Here is a 21,272-nt window from a genome sequence, read left to right as displayed (position 1 = left end):
GGGTTAATGATGAGCAATAATCAAAAGAAGCATCTTACTACAAGCTGGGGAGCGCCGGTTGGTGACAACCAGAACTCCATGACTGCGGGCCACAGAGGTCCAACTTTAATTCAAGACGTACACCTTTTGGAAAAATTGGCGCACTTTAACCGTGAGCGTGTTCCGGAGCGTGTTGTTCATGCAAAAGGTGCCGGGGCACATGGATATTTTGAAGTGACAAATGATGTGACAAAGTATACGAAGGCGGATTTCCTTTCAGAGGTTGGCAAGAAGACTCCTCTATTCATCCGTTTTTCTACTGTTGCAGGAGAACTAGGATCAGCAGACACTGTCCGTGACCCACGCGGTTTCGCGGTAAAGTTTTATACAGAGGAAGGAAACTATGACATCGTCGGGAATAATACTCCTGTATTCTTTATCCGCGATGCGATCAAGTTCCCTGATTTTATCCATACACAAAAGAGAAACCCACAGACACACTTGAAGGATCCAAATGCAGTTTGGGATTTCTGGTCCCTATCACCAGAAGCATTGCATCAGGTAACCATCTTGATGTCCGATCGCGGCATCCCGGCTACCCTCCGCCATATGCATGGCTTTGGCAGCCATACATTCAAATGGACCAATGCTGAAGGCGACGGCGTCTGGATCAAGTACCACTTCAAGACAGAACAAGGAGTGAAAAACCTTTCAGCAGATGCAGCGGCTAAAATTGCCGGAGAAAATCCTGACTACCATACAGAAGATTTGTTTAATGCGATTGAAGCTGGAGACTTCCCAGCTTGGAAGCTATATGTCCAGATCATGCCTCTTGAGGATGCAAACACATATCGTTTCGATCCATTCGATGTCACAAAGGTATGGTCACAAAAAGACTATCCATTAATCGAAGTTGGCCGCATGGTGTTGGACCGCAACCCTGATAACTACTTTGCGGAAGTAGAGCAGGCTACATTCTCTCCTGGAACGCTTGTACCGGGTGTCGATGTATCTCCTGATAAAATGCTTCAGGGACGTTTGTTCGCGTATGCTGACGCCCATCGCTACCGTGTTGGGGCAAACCATAATCACCTGCCGATCAACAGGCCGAAATCAGAAATGAACTCCTACCAGCGCGACGGCCAGATGCGATTCGACGGCAATGGCGGCAAAACAGTGAACTATGAGCCTAATAGTTTCGGAGGACCAACTGAGGTAAATGAGCACAAGCAGGCAGCCTTCCCTGTCAGCGGCGTAGCAGAAAATGTGGGCTACGATCACCACGACCATTACACACAAGCCGGTGACCTGTACCGCTTGATGAGCGAAGAAGAACGCGAGCGCCTAGTTGCTAACATTGTCGCTGCCATGAAGCCAGTCGAGCGCGATGATATAAAACTTCGTCAGATCGGCCACTTCTACAAAGCCGATCCTGAATACGGAACACGTATTGCTCAAGGATTGGGCCTGCAGGTACCACAGGAAGTTTAATATTACGAGAAACGGATGCCCGATATGGGGCATCCGTTTTTTTCATATATAAGCCGATGAGCGTTAGAAGGGTTCTATCGGACAAACTCACGACGATTTCCTGAAATGTGTCCGTTAGAAGAGCTCTAACAAAAGAAAGCAGACCGGTAATCCAGCCTGCTTCGTCTACTATCTATTAGAATGTATGTGCCAAATCCTTAGCACGCGCAATTCCGTTTTCTTTGATTTCCTGTGCTTTTTCCGGGTTCGCATTGTGGCCTTCAAGGAATAGGCATTCCATTGAAGGTACACCGAAGAAATTCATTATCGTTTCGATGTAGCGATTTCCCATTTCCATGTTCGCTGCCGGTCCTTCTGAGTAATAACCGCCGCGCGCCTGGATGTGAAGGGCCTTTTTGTCTGTCATTAAGCCGACAGGTCCTTCCTGTGTATATCTGAATGTTTTGCCTGCTACTGCTACTGCATCCAGATATGCCTTCATGACTGGAGGGAATGAGAAGTTCCAAAGCGGTGTCACGAAAACAAATTTATCTGCTGCTGTGAACTGGTCAACCAGTTCAGCAAGACGGCCTACTTTTGCCTGTTCGTCTGCGGATAGCGCAGAGAACTCAGTTCCTTTTTGCAGCTTTCCCCAGCCTCCTAATACGTCGGCATCGATGTGCGGAATGTTTTCTTTATATAGATCCAGATGGATGATTTCATCATTCTGGTTCTGCTCTTTGTACGTGTCAATGAACGCTTTTCCTGCTGCCAGACTGAAAGATTGTTCTTCAGTCAGCGGATGTGCTGTGATGTATAAAACTTTAGCCATGATGTTATTCCACCTATTCTGTCTTAATTTTTTAAACTATTTCGAAGAGAGTAAATCTCGAAATTAAAATAGCTTACTTCGAGATATTAAGCCGTTTTTCATCAAAGGTCAAAAGAAATGCTCGTCTGCTTATCTCAATGTTTTCAATGCACGGCTCCATGCCTCGACTTCATCCAGCATTGCATTGACATTATCGAGATGCAGGGCTTGTGGTTTGAATTCTGTACCGTTCTCAAAGTCTGTAAATAGGGATAATGTTGGATGTGTACGGACGTCGGCAATTTTCAATTCACCGCAGATTCCTCTTAAATGCTCAGCTGCCCTTGCTCCACCCGTTGAACCATAACTTACGATTCCAGCAGCTTTGTTATTCCATGCTTCGCGTGCAAAATCAAGTGCGTTTTTCAAGGCTCCTGTAATACTGTGATTGTACTCCTGGACAATAAATACGAAACCATCCAGACTGGCAAGCTTTTCATTCCAGGCAGCAATCCCAGGCTCAGAACCGTCAGTCGTGCCAAGGAAAGGCAATTCAAAATCAGCAATGTCCACAATCTCGTAATTTACATTTCCGCGGCGGTCAGCAATCCCCTTTACCCATTCGCCAACCTGAGGGCTAACACGCCCTTGTCTTGTACTGCCTAAAATAATTCCCATATTCATTTTTTCTGTTGTCATCTTTGTTCCCTCCTTCTTTTTTCTTCCAAAAAGTTTGTTTAATAAACTCATATTTTTCACCTTCAAATCTTTTAATTTTACTTAGCTGTTTCCAGATTGATGCGGTTTCCTGAAGGATCTTCCGTAATGAACATGCCTTTTTCTTCTTCGACAGCTGCCCCGATTTCTTTCAGGCGGTGAACTGTTTCTTTCAAACTCGCTTTATCCGGCAAAACTAGAGAAAAAGATCCAAGTCCTACGCTATTAGCAGGCGGTGTAGGTGCACCTACTCCATTCCAGGTGTTCAGCCCGATATGGTGATGATACTTTCCGGAAGAAATAAAGAGAGCCTGTGGTCCGTAACGGCTTACCACTTCAAAGCCAAGTCCCTTTGTGTAAAACTCTTCTGTTTTTTCTAGTTCTGCGACATGTAAATGGATATGTCCCATCACTGTTCCTGCAGGAAGCCCATTCCAATCTTGCTCCATATCCTCTGCAAGAAGATTTTCTGCATCCAGGGCGTGAGTGGCCATCACCACTTGCTGCTCATTCCATTCCCATTTTGAAGCTGGTCTATCTGTATAGATCTCAATTCCATTTCCATCCGGATCTGCTAAATACAGTGCTTCACTTACTAGATGGTCAGATGCCCCCTGCAATGGATATCCAGACTGCAGGAAGTGCTTCAGTATTTTTGCCAGGTCAATCCTGTCAGGCAGTAACAGTGCGAAATGATACAATCCAGTAGATCTTCCCCTCTTCGGGATCACATCGGATGGCTGCTCAATGCTTAACAGCACCGTTTTTCCATCGGCAGTTAACTTGGCGGATTTATCCGTTTTTTCATATACCTTAAAACCAATTACATCTTCATAAAAGGCAAGGGAACGTTCAAAACTTTGTACTTTTATATTTACCTGACTTACAAAAGTAACCGGCGGTTGATGAAAACTCATATTTACTTCCTCCTTTATGCATTCTTTGATTGAAAAATCACATTATCCAGGGCAAATAGCGATTTGTTTGTAATGGCAAGAAAGATGGAGATTGCCAGCAAGGCCAGATCAAGCTCAAAGCCCGCCATTTGACCATTTCCCAGAAATCCTCCTGCAAGTTTCACCTTTACAACAGCTACTGCTAAAACGATCGCAAATAAAATAGAAATCACCCTCGTTCCTACACCTAGGAGCATTGCTAACCCGCCAATAAGTTCTACTAAGGCAACAATGTATGCCGAGAATCCAGGAAAACCAATGCTTTCAAAAAAGCCGACTGTATTTTCAATGCCCCCCTGGAACTTTGCAGCTCCATGGATCAAGAATGTAGCTCCTAATACTAATCTTAAAATAGTTGCTGCTGCTTCATGCTTTTTTATCATTTCCATTACTCTCCTTATTAAAATAATTTTCAACTCAGCTGCAGTAAGTTAGTTACTTTATGTAAGTAACTATATAACTGTAATTAAATTACGTCAAGTATGTTTTTTATAAAAAGTAATTTATTTTTCAATTGATATGTTTATAATATTAATAAGGAGTGATTGATATGGATAAGTCGATTTGTCCCAGATTTGAAAAAGCCATGACAATCCTAAGCCAGCGTTGGACTGGAATGATCATATATCAGCTGCTTACTGGACCACAGCGTTTTTGTACGATTGAATCCTCTGTAGGAGTTAGTGGAAGAGTGCTCTCTGAGCGATTGAAGGACTTGGAAAGTGAAGGTATTGTGAGACGTGAAGTTCATCCAGAAACTCCAGTCCGGATCGAATATTCTTTGACCGAAAAAGGCAAGGCACTGGAACCTCTTATGAAAGAAATAGAAAAATGGTCACAGAGCTGGCTGGAAAACTAGATAATAGATTCCAAGAAGGAATTTTCATCATAAAAGCACCCATTGAATGGGTGCTTTTGGCGTCTCTTGGAATATTTTATTGTTTTTTTTATCTCCCCAGGAAAGAATTCAGCATCCACACATGCTTCTCTAAACCTGAATGAATGGATAGCAGCAGGTCGCTTGTTGTGTCATCATTGACTTCCTCTGCCAGCTCCATTCCCTTCTTTAGTTCTTGAATCATTGTTGAATAGTCATCGACTATGCTTGCGACCATATCAGTCGCGCTTTCATTTCCTGATGCTTCTTTTATAGAGGCGAGTTCAAGTGCACCGGACATAGTTGCGACAGGTTTGTCACCCATTGCCAGCAATCTTTCTGCGAGTTCATCGATATGTAAGGCCGCTTCGTTGTACAGCTCTTCGAATTTTGCGTGCAGGGTGAAAAATTCCGGCCCTGTCACATACCAGTGGTAGTTATGGAGCTTGATGTAGAGTACAGTCCAGTTTGCGATCTGCTTGTTGACTGCCTGCGTCAATTCATTTTTCATCTTTATCCCTCCAATTTATATGTACGGATTCATTATAGTCCAAGATTATCCAATAGCGGCTAGATCGCAGAAATATTCACAGGACTGTCAACTTTTCAGACAAGTTATGTGCTAGTACCGGGTCAAAAACTAAAATTCTCCATAAACTATACATAATAAAGTAATTATTTCTCCAAACTATGAATAGATGGAGGTGTTAAAAAATGGGTTTATTTAATGCGCTCAACCAATGGAGAAATGCTAGATATGAAAACCACCTTTCAAATATGAAGGACCAGAATAAATGCCCTGACTGCCACGGCAGAGGATACTATGCATTTTCCGCGAATGAGTTTGTCTATTACGCCGCACCATACGAATGTCCTGGCTGCAGCGGCAGTGGATTATATACAGATTGGAGCAACAGTACAATATAAAAATGGCCGCTGCATGCGCAGAGGCCATTTTTCTTCGTCAATCACTTAATAGAGAAGGTACTTTTCCCTCACCAGCTTGAACTCATTCAATTCATCTTCCCACATGGCCTGAATGTCTTCCACGGATGTTCCGGCTTCAATTTCTTCCCGGATCCAGCCGTTTCCTGTCAATAGATCGAAGAAGGAAATCCCCCTGCTGTCTTCAGCGCGGAATTGGAAGTCTTCAGGATACATGTCATGAATTGTTTTTACAATATGAAGCCCTGTTTCTACTGGTTTGAATGAATCACCGTCCGTAATATGGATCTGGATTCCATGGGACAGTTTGCCAGCATGCTTTGAGAATGTCGGAGTGAACGACGCTGCCCGGAACTTTACTCCTGGAAGATTCAAAGAGTTCAATTTTGCGGACAAGTCATCAGAATTGATGAACGGTGCCCCGATCAGCTCAAACGGCTTTGTTGTGCCTCTTCCTTCTGATACATTCGTTCCTTCAATCAGTGCCGCTCCGGGATAGACGAATGCAGTATCCAAGGTAGGCATGTTTGGTGATGGCATGATAAACTCCAGAGGCGTTTCACCATAATGCATTGTGCGCTTCCAGCGATCCATCTCAACTACAGTCAAGTCTGCGCCGATGTTGAATTCTTCATTAAAGAGCTTCGCCAGCTCACCTACCGTCATGCCGTGACGCAGAGGGATCTCATAGTTTCCTACAAAGGATTTATAATCTGTTTCAAGGACAGGTCCCTCCACTTTATGTCCGCCAAGCGGATTCGGACGGTCAAGCACGATGAATGGGATATCGTTTTCCTTTGCCGCTTCCATCGCATAAGCCATTGTGTAAATATACGTATAGAATCTTGTCCCTACATCCTGGATATCAAACAACAGGACATCCACATTTTCGAGCATATCCGGTGTTGGTTTCTTCGTTTTCCCGTAAAGGCTGTATACAGGAAGCTGTGTTTTTTCATCGATATAGTACTCTACATAAGCTCCAGCCTGTGCGCTTCCACGCACGCCATGCTCAGGACCGTAAAGTGCGGTCAACTCGACATCAGGATCATTGAAAAGCAGGTCGACAACACTGGTCAGATCTTGGTCTACTCCAGTAGGATTCGTGATCAGTCCGACTCGCTTGCCTTTGATTAAATCCTTGTGGTCCTGTAGCAGTGCTTCAGCTCCAACCTTGAATTTCTTCATCTCCTGGCTCTTGCCCTGTCCACTATCATGGTTTGCCAATGCAATGGTCAATGAAGAGAGAATAAGGACGGTCGTCAATAATGCTGCCAGCCATTTTTTCAATGTAATCACTCCTGTTTTTAATAGATTTTTAGACTATAATTTTGCGATGAACCTTTCTGCCACTAAAAGCCAAAGGCAGGCCCCATTCGTGAAGCCCGCCTATTCATTTTTTAGTAGGTTAAACCATGGCCAAATTCGTAGAGAACTCCGCCATTATAATCAGGAATCGTGATAGGCAGCTTTCCTGTTGGCGCGAATTCTCCAAACATCGCCCCGGCCACTGCTTCAAAGCTTGCTGGACGGAAACCATATTGGGTTAAATATGCGTCAATTTCGGGGTAAGCCATAACGTCGTATGGATTGCGGATGCCGACACCGATAACAGGAGCATCGACCAGCTCAATGATCTGGTTGACCATAGCCATTTGGGTGCTGGAGGGTGTCCGGCCTGACACATTGTAAGTATAGGTGCCGACTACTACCGCGCTGGCGTTTTTAATTAGTTCCAGCTGAACCTCTGTCAGTTTATAAGTTGAAGATGAAATGATGGTTGTATTATCATGACGCTTTTTAACCGCTTCACCCACACTACTGATAAAAGTATTGCCAACAACTACGATCTTCTCACTACTAGCCAGCTTCAGAGGCAGTCCTGCGTCATTTTTAACCAAAGTGATTGATTTCTCAGCCGCTTCCTTTTCAATTTGCTTATGCTCAGCAGAGCCAACCACCTTCACTGCATTCGCAATCTTGTCTTCGACTGAAACAGGCGTTTCTTCCTTGATCACACCTCTTTTTACCTTCAAGGTTAGAATACGTCTAACGGATGCTTCGACTCGTTCTTCGGAAATATCACCAGCTTTCACTGCTTCCAGCAGTCCTGCTGCTACATCTTCAAGACCGACTGGCATCAAAACGATATCGGTACCTGCTTTTACCGCGCGGATGGCTGCATCGACAGGACCGAAATGGTCAGCGATCGCTTTCATGTTCATCGCATCTGTTGTGATGACACCTTCATAGTTCATTTCTTCACGCATCAGCTCTGTCAGGACCTTGTATGAAAGGGTTGCCGGAATCGCGATTTCTTCTCCGGTTTTCTGAGAAACGGCTTTTGTCCCGTCAATTTTAGGGAAAGTCACATGTGCTGTCATGATCGCGTCAATACCGGCTTCCATTCCCTTTTGGAATGGATACAGCTCGACTTCCTTCAAGCGTTCTTTATCGTGTGGAACTTCAGGCAGTCCAAGGTGGGAATCAACGGCCGTGTCCCCATGTCCCGGGAAGTGTTTCGCTGTCGCCGCAACACCAGCGGCCTGGAGTCCTTTTGTATAAGCTACCCCCATGTCGGCAACAAGCTGTGGGTCTTCGCCAAATGAGCGAACGCCGATTACTGGATTGTCCGGATTGTTATTAACGTCCATAACTGGTGCGAAGTTCATGTTAATTCCCAAAGACGCCAGTTCCTCACCGATTGAGTTGCCCACGTTATAAGCAATTTCTGGTGAACGTGTTGCGCCTAATGCCATATTTCCTGGCATATCTGTACCAGATTGAAGCCTTGTGACAATTCCGCCTTCCTGGTCAATCGTCAGCAGCAGGCCGAATTTTTCGGCCGCTTGCTGGTAATCGGAAACCAGGCGTGCTGTCTGTTCTGTTGTCACTACATTCTCACGGAAAAGGATGACCCCTCCCAAATGGTATTTTTTCACGAGCTGCTCAATTTCCGGCAGCATTTCGGTTACATTTTCACCTTTCCAAGTCCTGAAATCAGGCATCAGCATTTGCCCTGTTTTTTCCTCCAGGGTCATTTTGCTGATCGCATTGCCAATCAAGTCATATCGCTGACCTTCCTGCTTAATGACCACCGTTTCGGATTCAGGCTTTCCTTTTTTCCCTTCTTCTTTAGAGGATGGTTTCACTTTATAATCGAATGCAATACGATCCTTGAAAGTACCGTCTGTCACTGTAATGAACGTCCGTCCATTCTGTCCTGTGAACTCCACATTTCCATCCTGGTCCACTGTTGCGATATTCTTATTTGCTGACTCCCAGGCAAGGTTTTCAGATGCCAGCATGAGGTGTCCTTCTGAATACACATGGAGTGCTTTCAATTGTATCTTTCCACCTTTAACTGCTGCTTCCGCTTCAGGAACGTTTTCGTAAATCACGAGATCCTCCACTGTGTTCTTTTCCTCAGCACTAGCCTTCTTCGAAATCCCGGGCAGCATCTGTGAAAAAGCCAGCACGAGCACTAGTGAATAAAGCATAAGCTTGCTGATTTTCCTCATGAAATCTCCTCCATTTTGCATATTTTATCCAATTTATTGAGAATTACTAAAGTTAGTAATTTCTTTGCTGCCAGCCTTCTCCTGAAAAATCAGGCTCAACCTGTTTACCATCAGAAGTTACTAGTCTAATATTGTCGACATACCAGCCGCGTCCATTTGTATAACTGTCCGTTTGATATCGGAAACGGACTTGCTTTGTCGCTGCAGGTATTTCAACTTCGGCTTTATCCCATTCCACGCTGCTTCCTGTGAAAATAGCTGCTTGTTCCCAGTTTTCACCGTCTGCAGAGATTTCCAGATAGCCATAATCGGCATCCGCTTCAATCCGGTGCCAGGTGTCGAATGATAGTTTAGCAGGCTTTGAAAGCTCCACTTCAGCTATCATCGTCCGTTGGAGTTTGTCTCCATATCCTGAAAACCAGGCAGACCCATCTGGTATTTTTACTGGGATTGAATCGGCAACCTGCCTTGCCAGCTGTCTCCGCGCGACGTTCGTAGAAACAGTGCTCCGGCTAGGATGGACCCTGTTGGTGAGCAGGATTGCGATCGTGCCGTTATTTCTGTTTACGACAATCGAGGTACCTGTATAACCAGTATGACCAAGCGATGTCCCCTCCGATAATGCATCCATGAACCATCCCTGGGCAAGCTCCCAGCCTAAACCATGGTCATCACCAGGGAATTCTGGGATTTGGTTTTCAATGATCATCTCCACTGTTTCTGGCTTCAGAATTTGCACACTGCCATAACGGCCGTTATTCAAATACATATGGGCGAGCTTTGCCAGGTCCTCAGCAGTGGAGAACACTCCAGCATGCCCTGCCACACCATCCAGTGACCAGGCGTTTTCGTCATGTACATCTCCCCAGACAACACCGCGATTCGTCCATGGCTGGTATTCAGTAGCGGCGATCCGCTTTTTTAGTGATGCAGGAGGGTTGTACATTGTATCCGCCATTCCCAGAGGCTCTGTTATATTTTCTTTGACAAACTCATCCTGGCGCTGGCCTGAAAGCCTTTCGATCAATAAACCGAGCGTGATCATGTTGAGATCGCTGTATGTATAAGTACTGCCCGGCTCATTGTATAAGGGATGCTCTAATATGAAATTCATTCTGTCTTCGCGGCTGCTTCCTTTTGTATAAAGGGGAACCCATGCAGTGAAACCAGATGTGTGCGTAAGGAGCTGCCTGATCGTGACGTCTTCCTTTCCGTTAACAGCAAATTCAGGAATGTGCTTAGACACTTTATCATCGAGGCCGAATCTTCCCTGGTCGTACAAAATCATTGCTGCAGTTGTCGTAAATATTTTACTGATAGAGGCAAGGTCAAAGATGGTGTCTTCCTCCATCATGACCGGTTCACTAGATTCAGTGAATTGGTCATCTTCATATCTGTAGGCAAATCCATAGGCCTCTTGCTTCACGATATGGCCGCGGCGGGCGACGAACGCGACAGCACCTGGCATCACTCTGTCTTCAATCATTCTTTCCATATGCCCGTCAATCTCGTCCAGCGGCTGCTGTACCATGCCCGCTCCCCGAACCGATCCTTTATGAAGGACAGGCGATAAAGGACCTGGCTTATCCCATGAAAATACAGGATGGACTTCCTGGAAGCCCGCTTTGCTCTCCCGCTGTTCAATCGATGCCCCTGGTACTTGATTGCCTTGCGCAAATGACACTGGGATCATCACCCCTGTTCCGAGAACTGCTGTCGCTAAGGCAATTGATAGTCGTTTTTTCTTCATGTTTCCTCCTTTTCTGAGCTATCGCTCCATTTAATCTAGTAAACTTTGAAAAGGCTTTCATGCTGTACCCTTAGACTATCTAAATAACAGTATAGATGTCTATACCACTATAGGCCCAACCCTCCTGTAAAATAGAAAAATCCCGTGACTGCTCGCCCGGGATTTTAGAATCATTTTTGTAAAAATATTCAAATAATTTCGCAGGAATTTTCCCAATATGAATTCGTGGATTATTTCCGCATATTCTCCTTTTGTTTAATCCAATACCTGATCCCCTTGCCTGCATGAGGTTCATCCTTGAATCGCGGTATGACATGCAAATGCGCATGAAAAATCGATTGCCCACCGGCCCTTCCCGTATTCCAGCCTACACTGTAACCATCGGGAGCATACTTTTGATTAAGGATCTTCTTTGCACCAAGCAGCAAATCCCTGGAATCCTTCCACTCCTGTTCTGATAACTCAAAGACATCCTGCTTATGATGCTTCGGAATAATCAGACCGCTTCCCTGAAGGATCTGCTGCTCAGATTCCTTCTGGATAAAATAACATGTTTCATTCTCCAGTACGATTTCCTGCTCTTTATCTGCATCCAGATTGCAATATGGACAATTATCCTGGTACATATTCTAGTGCCTCCATTCTCGCTACATTTTAATTGGAAAAAACCATGTATATATTCAGTTCGCGGAATTCCAGCGTAATATCACGGAATTGATTCGTGTCACAATAAACACGGTTTCTTGACAGCTTTGCGCTCTACACCCTGAAACCTGTCATAATAAACGCGTTTTCTTGACAGCTTTGCTCTCTACACCCTGAAACCTGTCATAATAAACGCGTTTTCTTGACAGCTTTGCGCTCTACACCTTGAAACCTGTCTTAATAAACGTGTTTTCTTGACAGCTTTGTGCTCTACACCCTGAAACCTGTCATAATAAATGCGTTTTCTTGACAGCTTTGCGCTCTACAGCTTGAAACCTGTCATAATAAACGCTCTTTCTTGACAGCTTTGCGCTCTAAACTCTGAAACCTGTCATAATAAATGCTCTTTCTTGACAGCTTTGGGCTCTACACCCTGGAACCTGTCAGTCATTCGCGGAAAAAACTAAAGTTTTCGCGGAATTTCCATGTTAAATAATAAAAACTGGATATCCGTTCCGTTTAGTTCATTGGCAGTGGCCTTTCCGGTGCAGGGTCGTACATCATTTGAAAAGCAACCTCAATGTTTTCAATAAGAGTCTTTATTTCTTATCACTTTTTTATCCAGCTTATTTAACCAAGTCTCATAAAACTCATATACTGAGCCAGCAGTGACAAAACCGATTAACAGCAGTATGACCGAAAGTGTCTTCTTGATCCACGCGATGTCAATGAAAGGGAATAATGCTCCAGCTACCGCAAAGGAAATGAATAAGAAGAGTCATCTTCTTAGAAGCCTTGAATCCTTATCCTTGCCCAATGCTCACACCTGTCTTCCTTATTTTCTAATACGCAAAAAGGGTTGTCAGGTTTCAAAAAACAGAGCCCATTATAGGACTCTGCTGTTTTGCTATTTTGCTATTTTACTAACTTTTTCATCGCATGGATTTGGCCAAGATGATAGGCTTCATGAAATAGTGCCATGTTGGCAAGCTCTCCAAAAGTCTCCAGACCAAGGAAGGGCTTTTTAAGCTTCTCGTCCAGCATCGAAGCTGGCACTTCCTTAATCCTCCCCAGCTGCGCCTTCAATTGGTCACTCAATACTTCAGCAGAGGAAACATCTCCAGTCCATTCGGAGGGTCGGGTACCTTTTCCGAATAACTCTATGTAGTTTGCAGGAAGATGATTTGATTTTTTCGGGAATCCCATCATGAATTGTTCTGTAACTGTCAGCACATGTCCGATCTGCCAGTGGATGTTATTATTGAAGCCCTCTGGCTGAACACTTGCCTGTTCAGGAGTAATTGCCTCAATGTTTTTCAAAAATAAACCTCTTGTTAATTCAAACTGCTTAAATAAGAGCTCGCTCATAATTCCATTCCCCTTTCTAGCTTGTACTTCACAATATATTTATTCTATATATTTCCAACATATGCGACAAGGAAAATGAATAATCGCACCGATACCCTGTTAGGTGTTATATTCCATTAAAGGAAATCATTTGACAAAATTTGTTCAAAACATTATGGCTGATGTGTGTCTTCACACTTTTTTCACAGATTTCCATAAATTGCTTTGATATCTTAAAAGTGTAATAATTATTAATTTTTGAAAGGAAGCGATTTAGATGTTCGCGAAATGGTTAAGAGAAAACAATTATGCTGCTGGCCTGTTGACTGTGATTCGTGTATGGCTTGGTTACAACTGGATGACTGCTGGATGGGGCAAATTGACTGGTGAAGGGTTCGACGCTACTGGATATTTAACACGTGCCGTAGAAAATCCTGTAAAGGGTCCAGACGGAAATGCGGTATATGGATGGTACGTGAACTTCCTTGAAAGCTTTGCGATCCCGAATGTAGAACTTTTCAACTTCATTGTTCCACTAGGAGAATTCCTTGTTGGTCTTGGTTTGATTCTTGGAACACTGACAACTGCAGCTATGTTCTTCGGCCTTGTAATGAACTTCAGCTTCTTCCTTGCGGGAACAGTATCTCATAACCCAACTGACATCTTCTTCGGATTCATCATCCTGTTCGCAGGCTACAATGCTGGTAAATACGGTTTAGACCGCTGGGTGGTTCCTTTCATCCGCAAGACTGTTTTCAAACAAACACCAGAAGCAGCACATAAATCCGCTTAACGATATATAGAATGCCCTCCGCCATTAGGCAGAGGGCATTTTTTCAGTTTAAATCTTCCTCAATGGTTTTTAGCATGATTTTTTTCCTAAAGCCGCCACTGCGGTTCTTCTTCAGTTGGCGCATGAACTCCACTTCAGCTTCCGTGATACCCCGATGCTCAGCGATCGAATATACCACCTCAAGCAAATCCACTATTTCACTCAGCAGCCTGTCCGTTCCGGCATGACGGAATTTTTCAACTTCCTCATTGAACTTCTCCATAAGTTTCTCGCTAAATTGACCGCTATTTAAAATTTCAAATTCAACTTCTTTCCCCTTTTCCTTCATTAATTCCGGAAAGTAGTCTCTAACTAGCTTATTATATTCCTTTTTCTCCATGTCGATTCCCCTTTTGCTGTCCTACTTATAAACATATCCCCAGAAACAAGTGTTCAAACCAAATTAATAGAATCCCGTTTTACCCTAATATTCTGTAAAACCTCTTGGATCCAACTTCACTTATGTTTTCTTCCATGGATTATTTTTCTTCAACCTGCTTGTGTTACAATATTCATACTTATGGATTGATTGGACAGATGACGGAGGAAAAACGTATGGATACCAGACAGTTGGCCTATTTTGTTCAAGTTGCAAAAGATAACAGTTTTACGATAGCAGCCAGGAATCTTCACCTCTCACAGCCTGCTTTAAGCAAAATGATTAAGAAGCTGGAAGAAGACCTTGGTGTCCAGCTATTTGACAGATCTGAACACAAAATGACTTTAACAGATGCTGGAGAAAAACTATTTGAAGAAGGACAAAAGGTGCTTTCGGAATTAGATTCCATTACCGAAGCAATTCGGGATACAAAGAATCTAAAAACTGGGAATGTGAGCGTGGGGATTCCCCCGGTCATTGGGACCAGTTATTTCCCCCCGCTGATTGCAAACTTTCGGCATGATTACCCCGGAATCAATCTTTCGATCATTGAAAGCGGTGCAGTTACTGTGTATGAAATGGTTGAAAAAGGATATGTAGATCTGGGACTTGTCATTCTGCCTGAGCTTTCGGACCGAATTGAATATATACCAGTTACTGAGGATGAGGTCGTCTTAATCGTCCATAACGACCATCCGCTGGCAGCAAGGGATAAAGTTAGATTTGAAGATCTGAAGAATGAATCCTTTGCACTTCTCAATGAGACCTTCCTGCTTCATCATCATGTCATCAAAGCTTGCCGTGAAGCAGGCTTTGAACCTAATATCTATTTCAAGAGCTCGCAATGGGATTTTTTGACCGAGCTGGTCTGCCTGAATCAAGGAATCTCGATTTTGCCAAGGCCTATTCTGGCGCGGTTCAACAGTCAGAACATCAAACAAATCCCAATTGAGCATCCTGAAATGAAATGGCGGATTGCCATCATTATAAAGAAAAACAGGTATGTCTCTTTCGCAGCCCAAAAATTAATTGATTATGTAAAACAACATATTAAATAGAATCCAAATAGCGGGAGAGAAGCAAAAACAGGCTTTTTCTCCTGCTGTTTTTTCTTTATAACCAAAAGTTATAATTAATATGATTTTTATGTATTTCATTTTATCGTTGTTACCGCTTACATTAAGAATGTACATATTTTAATTCATGTAGGGGGCTTACATTATGAATAGAATGGAAGGTAAAGTAGCTATTGTAACAGGAGGAGCGCGCGGCATTGGGCGCCAAATTGTGGAAACGTTTGCGCATGAAGGGGCCAAGGTAGTCTATTCTGTGGATATGGGTACTGGAGAATATGAATTGCCAAATGTGCGCCATGTTCAGTTGAATGTGACGAATCGTGCCCAAGTTGCGAAATTTGTCGAAGAAGTTAAAGATGAGTTTGGCAAAATTGATGTACTCATAAACAATGCTGGCATCACACGTGATGCTTTAATCCAGAAAATGACGGAAGATATGTGGGATTCAGTGATTGACGTCAACCTTAAAGGTGTGTTCAATCTGACTCAGGCGGTTGCGCCAATCATGATGGAAAACGGAAAAGGATCTATTGTCAGCATCTCTTCTGTCGTCGGTGTCTATGGCAACGTTGGCCAGACAAACTATGCAGCAACTAAAGCCGGTGTAATCGGCATGACTTATACGTGGGCAAAAGAGTTCACACGCAAAGGCGCAGCGGTTCGCTCAAATGCAATCGCTCCAGGATATGTTGAGACAGAAATGATGGCAACTGTGCCAGACAAAGTCCTTCAGCCAATCAGGGAAAAGACTCCGCTTGGCCGCCTTGGACAGCCACAGGAAATCGCTAATGCCGTCCTTTTCCTTGCCAGCGATGAATCCAGCTATGTAAATGGACACGTTCTTGAAGTAACTGGCGGATTAAAACTATAAGCCCTCCTTCGAATATAACAAGAATACTACAATGAGGTGTTTACCATGTCTTCTGTAAAAATCATTTCATCAAAAGAAGCAGCAAGTCTGCTTACTGACAACGCGGTTGTAGGCCTGGGCGGTTTTATCGGTGTAGGCGTCGCAGAAGAAATTTATAAAGAGGTAGAAAATAGATTCCTTGAAAGCCAGTCTCCTAGCAATTTAACCCTGATCTATGCAGCAGGAAACGGTGACGGTGTGGACCGGGGTATGAACCATTACGCTCATGAAGGACTTGTGAAGAGAATCATCGGCGGTCATATGGGACTTGCACCAAAATTCCAGCCGTTAGTGGTCAATAACAAAATTGAAGCCTATAATCTTCCGCAAGGAGTCATTTCGCAAATGTTCCGTGATGGAGCTGCAGGCAAACCACGTACGATTACCCATGTTGGACTGGGAACATTTGTTGATCCTGACATTGATGGCGGCAAACTGAATACAAACACAAAAGATGAGATTGTCGAAAAAGTAAGCTTTGACGGAAACCCTTATCTTGCCTATAAAACACAGAAACTTGATTTTGCACTGCTGAAAGGTTCGGTTGCCGATGAAAATGGTAACATTAGCTTTGAAAAAGAACCTCTTACACTAGAAATCCTATCAATTGCGATGAACGCCCGCAACAGCGGCGGAAAAGTGATTGTCCAGGTAGAGAAGATCGTCAAAAACGGCTCAATCGATCCTAAGCTGGTCGCTATTCCGGGAATTTTAGTAGATTATGTTGTCATTGTTGAAAACATGGCAAACCATATGCAAACATTCGGCACACAGCATAATGAAGATTTTTACCGTGGCGATGTTGTTCACCAGCAGTCAGATAAGAAATATCCGTTAAATGAACGCAAAGTGATTGCCCGTCGTGCGGCAATGTTATTGAACAAAGATATTAAAGTATTAAACTATGGAATCGGCGTGCCAGAAATTATTGCGAACGTCCTTCAGGAAGAAGGAATGAATGACCAGTTCACTCCAACGCTGGAGCCTGGTGCAATTGGCGGTACAGCAGCTGGCGGACTGGACTTCGGCTGCTCAATCGGGCCACAGGCGATCATTGACCAGCCATATATGTTTGATTATTATGATGGCGGCGGCATCGATGCAGCATTCCTTGGCCTGGCGCAATGTGACGTAAAAGGCAATATTAACGTATCGAAATTCGGCCCTAAAATTGCCGGATGCGGCGGATTCATCAATATTACCCAAAATGCGGGGCAAATTGCCTTTTGCGGAACGTTCACTGCTGGCGGATTAAAGGTGAATGCAAGCAACGGCACGCTTGAAATCCTTCAGGAGGGCAAAGCCAAAAAATTCATTGAAGACGTAGAACAAATTACTTTCAGCGGTGATGTGGCACGTGAAAATCAGAAAAAGGTAATGTATATTACCGAACGCGCTGTTTTTGAACTGTTGCCTGAAGGCCTGACACTCACAGAGATTGCACCTGGAATCAATATAGAAAGAGACATTCTTGCCCAAATGAATTTCCGTCCACTGATTGCCAAAGACTTAAAATTAATGGACAGCCGGATTTTCACGGATGAGCCCATGGGCATGAAAAATGAAACACCCGTTGATTTCAGTAATATTGCAGCAATCTAAGCAATTATATCTTGTGTATTAGAGAGGGGTTCCCAATATGGAGCTATTTATTATACTTTTATCACTCGGTTTGTTGATGTTCACTGCATACAAAGGATATTCAGTCATCCTGTTTGCTCCAATTGCAGCGCTGCTTGCCGTGCTGCTGACAGATCCAAGCCATGTGCTTCCTTTTTTCAGCAACATCTTCATGGAGAAGATGGTCGGATTCATTAAGAACTATTTCCCTGTATTTTTACTCGGTGCGATCTTCGGTAAGGTCGTTGAAATGTCTGGAATTGCCGAGTCCATCGCAAAATCGATCATTAAATTGGTCGGCGGCACACGTGCGATTCTTGCAATCGTATTAATGGGCGCAATCTTAACATACAGTGGCGTTAGTTTATTCGTAGTCGTTTTTGCCATCTATCCTTTTGCTAAAAATTTATTTAGACAAGCGAACATTCCTAAAAGACTTATTCCAGGAACGATTGCACTTGGAGCGTTTACCTTTACGATGGACGCACTTCCAGGCACGCCACAAATCCAGAACGTTATTCCAACAAGCTTTTTTGGGACTGATATTTACGCTGCACCTGGACTCGGAATCATTGGTGCGATCTTTGTTTTCACATTAGGTATACTTTATCTTGAAACGCTTCGAAAGAAAGCTGCCAAACGCGGCGAAGGCTTCTATGGATTTGATAACGCTGAATCCGCTGCTGCAGCTGAGGCTGATGCACTTGAGGAAGGCGTTAACGGCATTGATATGACTGCTAAAACAAGCACATTAAGAGCTATAATGGCTTTTGCACCATTAGTGCTCGTTGGGTTAGCTAACAAATTCTTTACAGTGAACCTGCCAAAATGGTATCCAGATGGCTTTGATTTTTCAAAAATCGGGCTTGAATCATACGGAACCGTCCAGATGTCTGGAGTAGTAGGCATTTGGTCCGTTGAATTGGCTCTGCTTCTTGGGATCATCGCAACTCTTTTATATGATTTTAAAAAGGTTACGGGCGGATTCAAGGTCGGCGTCAACACGGCAATCGGCGGAGCATTGCTTGCTGCCATGAACACAGGAGCAGAATATGGATTCGGCGGAGTCATTTCCTCTCTGCCAGGATTCTCAGTTGTAAGTAAAGGAATTTCGTCTACATTTACAGATCCGCTTGTCAATGGAGCAATAACGACAACTACACTTGCAGGTGTGACAGGATCTGCTTCTGGTGGTATGGGAATTGCATTGAGTGCCATGGCAGATACGTATATGAAAGCCATCACTGAATTCAATATTCCGCCAGAGGTTATGCACCGTGTCATCTCAATGGCATCCGGTGGCATGGATACACTTCCACACAACGGAGCGGTCATTACATTGCTTGCTGTTACAGGATTGACACACAAACAGTCTTATAAAGATATTTTTGCGATCACAATCATTAAGACATTAGCTGTATTCTTCATCATTGCAGTCTACAAGCTAACTGGACTAGTATAATAATAACAAGATCATAGGGGGAGACATTCCCCCTTTCTTATTTTGATTTCGAAAGGGGCAGTTAAAATGGAAAATACAATTGTAATTGCAAGTGCAGTAAGGACCGCTACTGGAGCATTTGGCGGAGCTTTTTCAAAAGTATCAGCCGTGGATCTTGGCGCAGCGGCTATTAAATCGGCACTGGAAAAAGCGAATGTCAGCGCGGATGTTGTCGATGAAGTCATCATGGGAAATGTCCTTCAGGCTGGCCTGGGCCAAAACCCGGCACGTCAGGCTGCGATGAGAGCAGGACTCCCTGAGACATGTCCATCCATGACGATCAATAAACTATGCGGGTCTGGCTTGAAAGCTGTTCACCTGGCATATCAGGCAGTTGCAGCAGGTGAAGCTGATATTGTTGTCGCTGGCGGAATGGAAAACATGAGCCAGGCGCCTTACGTTCTAAAGGGGGCACGTGAAGGCTTCAAAATGGGCGACCAAAAGATGGTCGATACATTGCTTGGCGATGGTCTTGTATGTGCATTCAATGACTACCATATGGGCATTACAGCTGAAAACCTTGCGGAAAAATATGAAATCTCACGTAATGAACAAGATGCTTTCGCAGTCAAGAGTCAGAATCGAGCAGAAGCAGCGATTACTTCTGGACGTTTCAAGGATGAAATCGTCCCTGTCGAAGTGAAGCAGCGAAAAGGAGATCCAATCATAGTCGATCAGGATGAACACCCTAAATTCGGCAGCACTCTTGAGAAAGCAGGAAAATTAAGACCTGCATTTAAAAAGGACGGAACGGTCACTGCAGCGAATGCCTCCGGAATCAATGACGGAGCTGCTGCTGTAGTCGTGATGAGCGGCAAAAAGGCAAAAGAACTCGGAGTCACTCCGCTTGTTACGATCAAGGCGAATGCTTCTGCTGGTGTTGACCCATCAATCATGGGAATCGGCCCGGTCGATGCCGTTAAGAAAGCTTTGAAAAAAGCAGATATGGAATTAAGTGATATCGACTTAGTCGAAGCAAATGAGGCATTTGCAGCCCAGGCCCTTTCTGTTATGAAGGAGCTTGGCATGAGTGAAGAAAATGTTAACGTCAATGGAGGAGCGATTGCGCTAGGCCACCCAATTGGAGCGAGCGGCGCAAGAATCCTTGTAACGCTTATCCATGAATTGAAGAAGAGAGAGCAGAAATACGGACTGGCAACTCTCTGTATCGGTGGCGGCATGGGCGTTGCGACCATTATAGAAAATATTGATTAATAGTAAAAGCCTGTGGTCCGGACCACAGGCTTTTATATTTTAGTAGTTTTCAAACTACATAATCTTCAGTTAATTTACTGCAAGCATTTGATAAATTCTGTAAGCATTCCATCCTTAGCTTCTCGTCGCAAATAAAATCATTCAGCAGTTCTTCTTCAAGCTTCATTTGAATTTGGTTGATTTCTTCTATCAGCCGTTCTCTTTTTTCTATCTCTGATAAATGAAACTCTATCTCCCGTTCGAAGTACTCTACCGTCCCAAATAATACAGTCAACGATTCCTCCACCTTCCGTTAAAATTTGAAATCCTATCTGCTAAAAACCAAACCTGCCAAAAGGATTATATTATTTTGTCCTGTCAAGTAACTTAAGTATTATTTAACCTATCTCGCAATATGCAAACGTGAAATTCAGTTCTTTTTGCAATATTGTGTAGAAAGGGACATTCCAAAATAAAAAATCCCCAAAAAGATGGCGGATTTTTTCGACAAGAGGTAAAGCAAAACCATTTACCTATCTTTTTATTGCATCCGATCTTTTTTGGCAACCCGACGATCATAGCTAAAAAAGCCTTAGACTCGTGGCTTTGCGTCCTTACCTTTCGATAAGTTTGCCTTTTTCAGTTCTAATTAAAATATAAATCTTAAGGACTATTTTTTCAACAAAATTCGCCAATTAATTACAAATATGAGTCTATTATCCCACGGCCAGATAATGTGAAA

Annotated in this window: 21 protein-coding genes and 1 riboswitch; of the genes, 9 read left to right on the top strand and 12 right to left on the bottom strand. The window is 43.7% G+C overall.

Annotation, left to right across the window (positions count from 1 at the left end; translation table 11 throughout):
- The first annotated feature begins 9 nt into the window (after nt 1-9).
- The gene (katA, locus tag DYI25_RS16965; protein WP_213371018.1) at nt 10-1,470 is read left to right on the top strand and encodes a catalase KatA; all 1,461 of its coding nucleotides are present in this window, start codon (nt 10-12) and stop codon (nt 1,468-1,470) included.
- Nucleotides 1,471-1,645: 175 nt separating this feature from the next.
- Here the strand turns inward: katA and DYI25_RS16960 are convergent, their stop codons facing one another.
- From DYI25_RS16960 to DYI25_RS16945, 4 genes are all read right to left on the bottom strand, one after another.
- Nucleotides 1,646-2,281, bottom strand: coding sequence for an FMN-dependent NADH-azoreductase (locus DYI25_RS16960; RefSeq protein ID WP_213371015.1), 636 nt, complete (start codon nt 2,279-2,281; stop codon nt 1,646-1,648).
- Nucleotides 2,282-2,410: 129 nt separating this feature from the next.
- Entirely contained in the window at nt 2,411-3,010 is a 600-nt protein-coding gene (locus DYI25_RS16955) for an NADPH-dependent FMN reductase (protein WP_213371013.1), read from the bottom strand.
- A 26-nt stretch (nt 3,011-3,036) separates the two neighbouring features.
- Complete coding sequence (locus DYI25_RS16950; RefSeq protein WP_213371011.1) at nt 3,037-3,894, bottom strand: VOC family protein; 858 nt, start codon at nt 3,892-3,894, stop codon at nt 3,037-3,039.
- A 14-nt stretch (nt 3,895-3,908) separates the two neighbouring features.
- Nucleotides 3,909-4,316, bottom strand: coding sequence for a DoxX family protein (locus tag DYI25_RS16945; RefSeq protein ID WP_213371009.1), 408 nt, complete (start codon nt 4,314-4,316; stop codon nt 3,909-3,911).
- Nucleotides 4,317-4,483: 167 nt separating this feature from the next.
- Here DYI25_RS16945 and DYI25_RS16940 point away from each other — a divergent pair, with 167 nt between their 5' ends.
- Nucleotides 4,484-4,792 (top strand): winged helix-turn-helix transcriptional regulator, encoded by a 309-nt coding sequence (locus tag DYI25_RS16940; protein ID WP_213371007.1) that lies wholly within the window; start codon nt 4,484-4,486, stop codon nt 4,790-4,792.
- Nucleotides 4,793-4,880: 88 nt separating this feature from the next.
- Here the strand turns inward: DYI25_RS16940 and DYI25_RS16935 are convergent, their stop codons facing one another.
- Nucleotides 4,881-5,321, bottom strand: coding sequence for a Dps family protein (locus DYI25_RS16935; protein ID WP_213371005.1), 441 nt, complete (start codon nt 5,319-5,321; stop codon nt 4,881-4,883).
- 203 nt (nt 5,322-5,524) lie between these two features.
- On the opposite strand from DYI25_RS16935, the gene DYI25_RS16930 reads away from it, so the two are divergent.
- Complete coding sequence (locus DYI25_RS16930; RefSeq protein ID WP_213371003.1) at nt 5,525-5,737, top strand: methionine aminopeptidase; 213 nt, start codon at nt 5,525-5,527, stop codon at nt 5,735-5,737.
- A 45-nt stretch (nt 5,738-5,782) separates the two neighbouring features.
- Here the strand turns inward: DYI25_RS16930 and DYI25_RS16925 are convergent, their stop codons facing one another.
- The 5 genes from DYI25_RS16925 to DYI25_RS16905 form a co-directional block, all read right to left on the bottom strand.
- Nucleotides 5,783-7,045, bottom strand: a complete 1,263-nt coding sequence (locus DYI25_RS16925) for an exo-beta-N-acetylmuramidase NamZ family protein (protein WP_213371001.1) — start codon at nt 7,043-7,045, stop codon at nt 5,783-5,785.
- 110 nt (nt 7,046-7,155) lie between these two features.
- Nucleotides 7,156-9,276, bottom strand: a complete 2,121-nt coding sequence (locus DYI25_RS16920; RefSeq protein WP_213370999.1) for a glycoside hydrolase family 3 protein — start codon at nt 9,274-9,276, stop codon at nt 7,156-7,158.
- Nucleotides 9,277-9,328: 52 nt separating this feature from the next.
- On the bottom strand, nt 9,329-11,026 hold the full coding sequence (locus DYI25_RS16915) for a serine hydrolase domain-containing protein (RefSeq protein ID WP_213370997.1): 1,698 nt from the start codon (nt 11,024-11,026) through the stop codon (nt 9,329-9,331).
- Nucleotides 11,027-11,256: 230 nt separating this feature from the next.
- Nucleotides 11,257-11,652 (bottom strand): HIT family protein, encoded by a 396-nt coding sequence (locus DYI25_RS16910; RefSeq protein WP_213370995.1) that lies wholly within the window; start codon nt 11,650-11,652, stop codon nt 11,257-11,259.
- 934 nt (nt 11,653-12,586) lie between these two features.
- A complete protein-coding gene (locus DYI25_RS16905) occupies nt 12,587-13,039 on the bottom strand; it encodes a DinB family protein (protein ID WP_213370993.1) in 453 nt (150 codons plus the stop codon).
- Between the two features lie 256 nt (nt 13,040-13,295).
- On the opposite strand from DYI25_RS16905, the gene DYI25_RS16900 reads away from it, so the two are divergent.
- Nucleotides 13,296-13,811: a DoxX family protein gene (locus DYI25_RS16900; protein WP_213370991.1), complete on the top strand. Its 516-nt coding sequence runs from the start codon at nt 13,296-13,298 to the stop codon at nt 13,809-13,811.
- 43 nt (nt 13,812-13,854) lie between these two features.
- Here the strand turns inward: DYI25_RS16900 and DYI25_RS16895 are convergent, their stop codons facing one another.
- Nucleotides 13,855-14,190, bottom strand: a complete 336-nt coding sequence (locus DYI25_RS16895; protein WP_213370989.1) for a nucleoside triphosphate pyrophosphohydrolase — start codon at nt 14,188-14,190, stop codon at nt 13,855-13,857.
- 215 nt (nt 14,191-14,405) lie between these two features.
- Here DYI25_RS16895 and DYI25_RS16890 point away from each other — a divergent pair, with 215 nt between their 5' ends.
- From DYI25_RS16890 to DYI25_RS16870, 5 genes are all read left to right on the top strand, one after another.
- Nucleotides 14,406-15,287 carry a LysR family transcriptional regulator gene (locus DYI25_RS16890; protein WP_213370987.1) on the top strand — a complete coding sequence of 294 codons (882 nt, stop codon included), beginning with the start codon at nt 14,406-14,408 and terminating at the stop codon, nt 15,285-15,287.
- 163 nt (nt 15,288-15,450) lie between these two features.
- Nucleotides 15,451-16,176, top strand: a complete 726-nt coding sequence (locus DYI25_RS16885) for a beta-ketoacyl-ACP reductase (protein ID WP_213370985.1) — start codon at nt 15,451-15,453, stop codon at nt 16,174-16,176.
- Between the two features lie 45 nt (nt 16,177-16,221).
- Entirely contained in the window at nt 16,222-17,817 is a 1,596-nt protein-coding gene (locus DYI25_RS16880) for an acyl CoA:acetate/3-ketoacid CoA transferase (RefSeq protein WP_213370983.1), read from the top strand.
- 37 nt (nt 17,818-17,854) lie between these two features.
- Entirely contained in the window at nt 17,855-19,297 is a 1,443-nt protein-coding gene (locus DYI25_RS16875; RefSeq protein ID WP_213370981.1) for a GntP family permease, read from the top strand.
- A 66-nt stretch (nt 19,298-19,363) separates the two neighbouring features.
- Nucleotides 19,364-20,551 (top strand): acetyl-CoA C-acetyltransferase, encoded by a 1,188-nt coding sequence (locus DYI25_RS16870; RefSeq protein ID WP_213370979.1) that lies wholly within the window; start codon nt 19,364-19,366, stop codon nt 20,549-20,551.
- Nucleotides 20,552-20,600: 49 nt separating this feature from the next.
- Here DYI25_RS16870 and DYI25_RS16865 read toward each other — a convergent pair whose 3' ends face one another.
- Complete coding sequence (locus DYI25_RS16865; protein WP_213370977.1) at nt 20,601-20,825, bottom strand: hypothetical protein; 225 nt, start codon at nt 20,823-20,825, stop codon at nt 20,601-20,603.
- Between the two features lie 264 nt (nt 20,826-21,089).
- A riboswitch (cyclic di-GMP riboswitch) is annotated at nt 21,090-21,175 on the bottom strand.
- Nucleotides 21,176-21,272 lie beyond the last annotated feature (97 nt).

It is taken from the genome of Mesobacillus boroniphilus (assembly GCF_018424685.1).
Taxonomy (GTDB): Bacteria; Bacillota; Bacilli; order Bacillales; family Cytobacillaceae; genus Mesobacillus; species Mesobacillus boroniphilus_A.
Note: the sequence above shows the minus strand (reverse complement) of the source record. Positions and strands in the feature narration are given on the sequence as shown.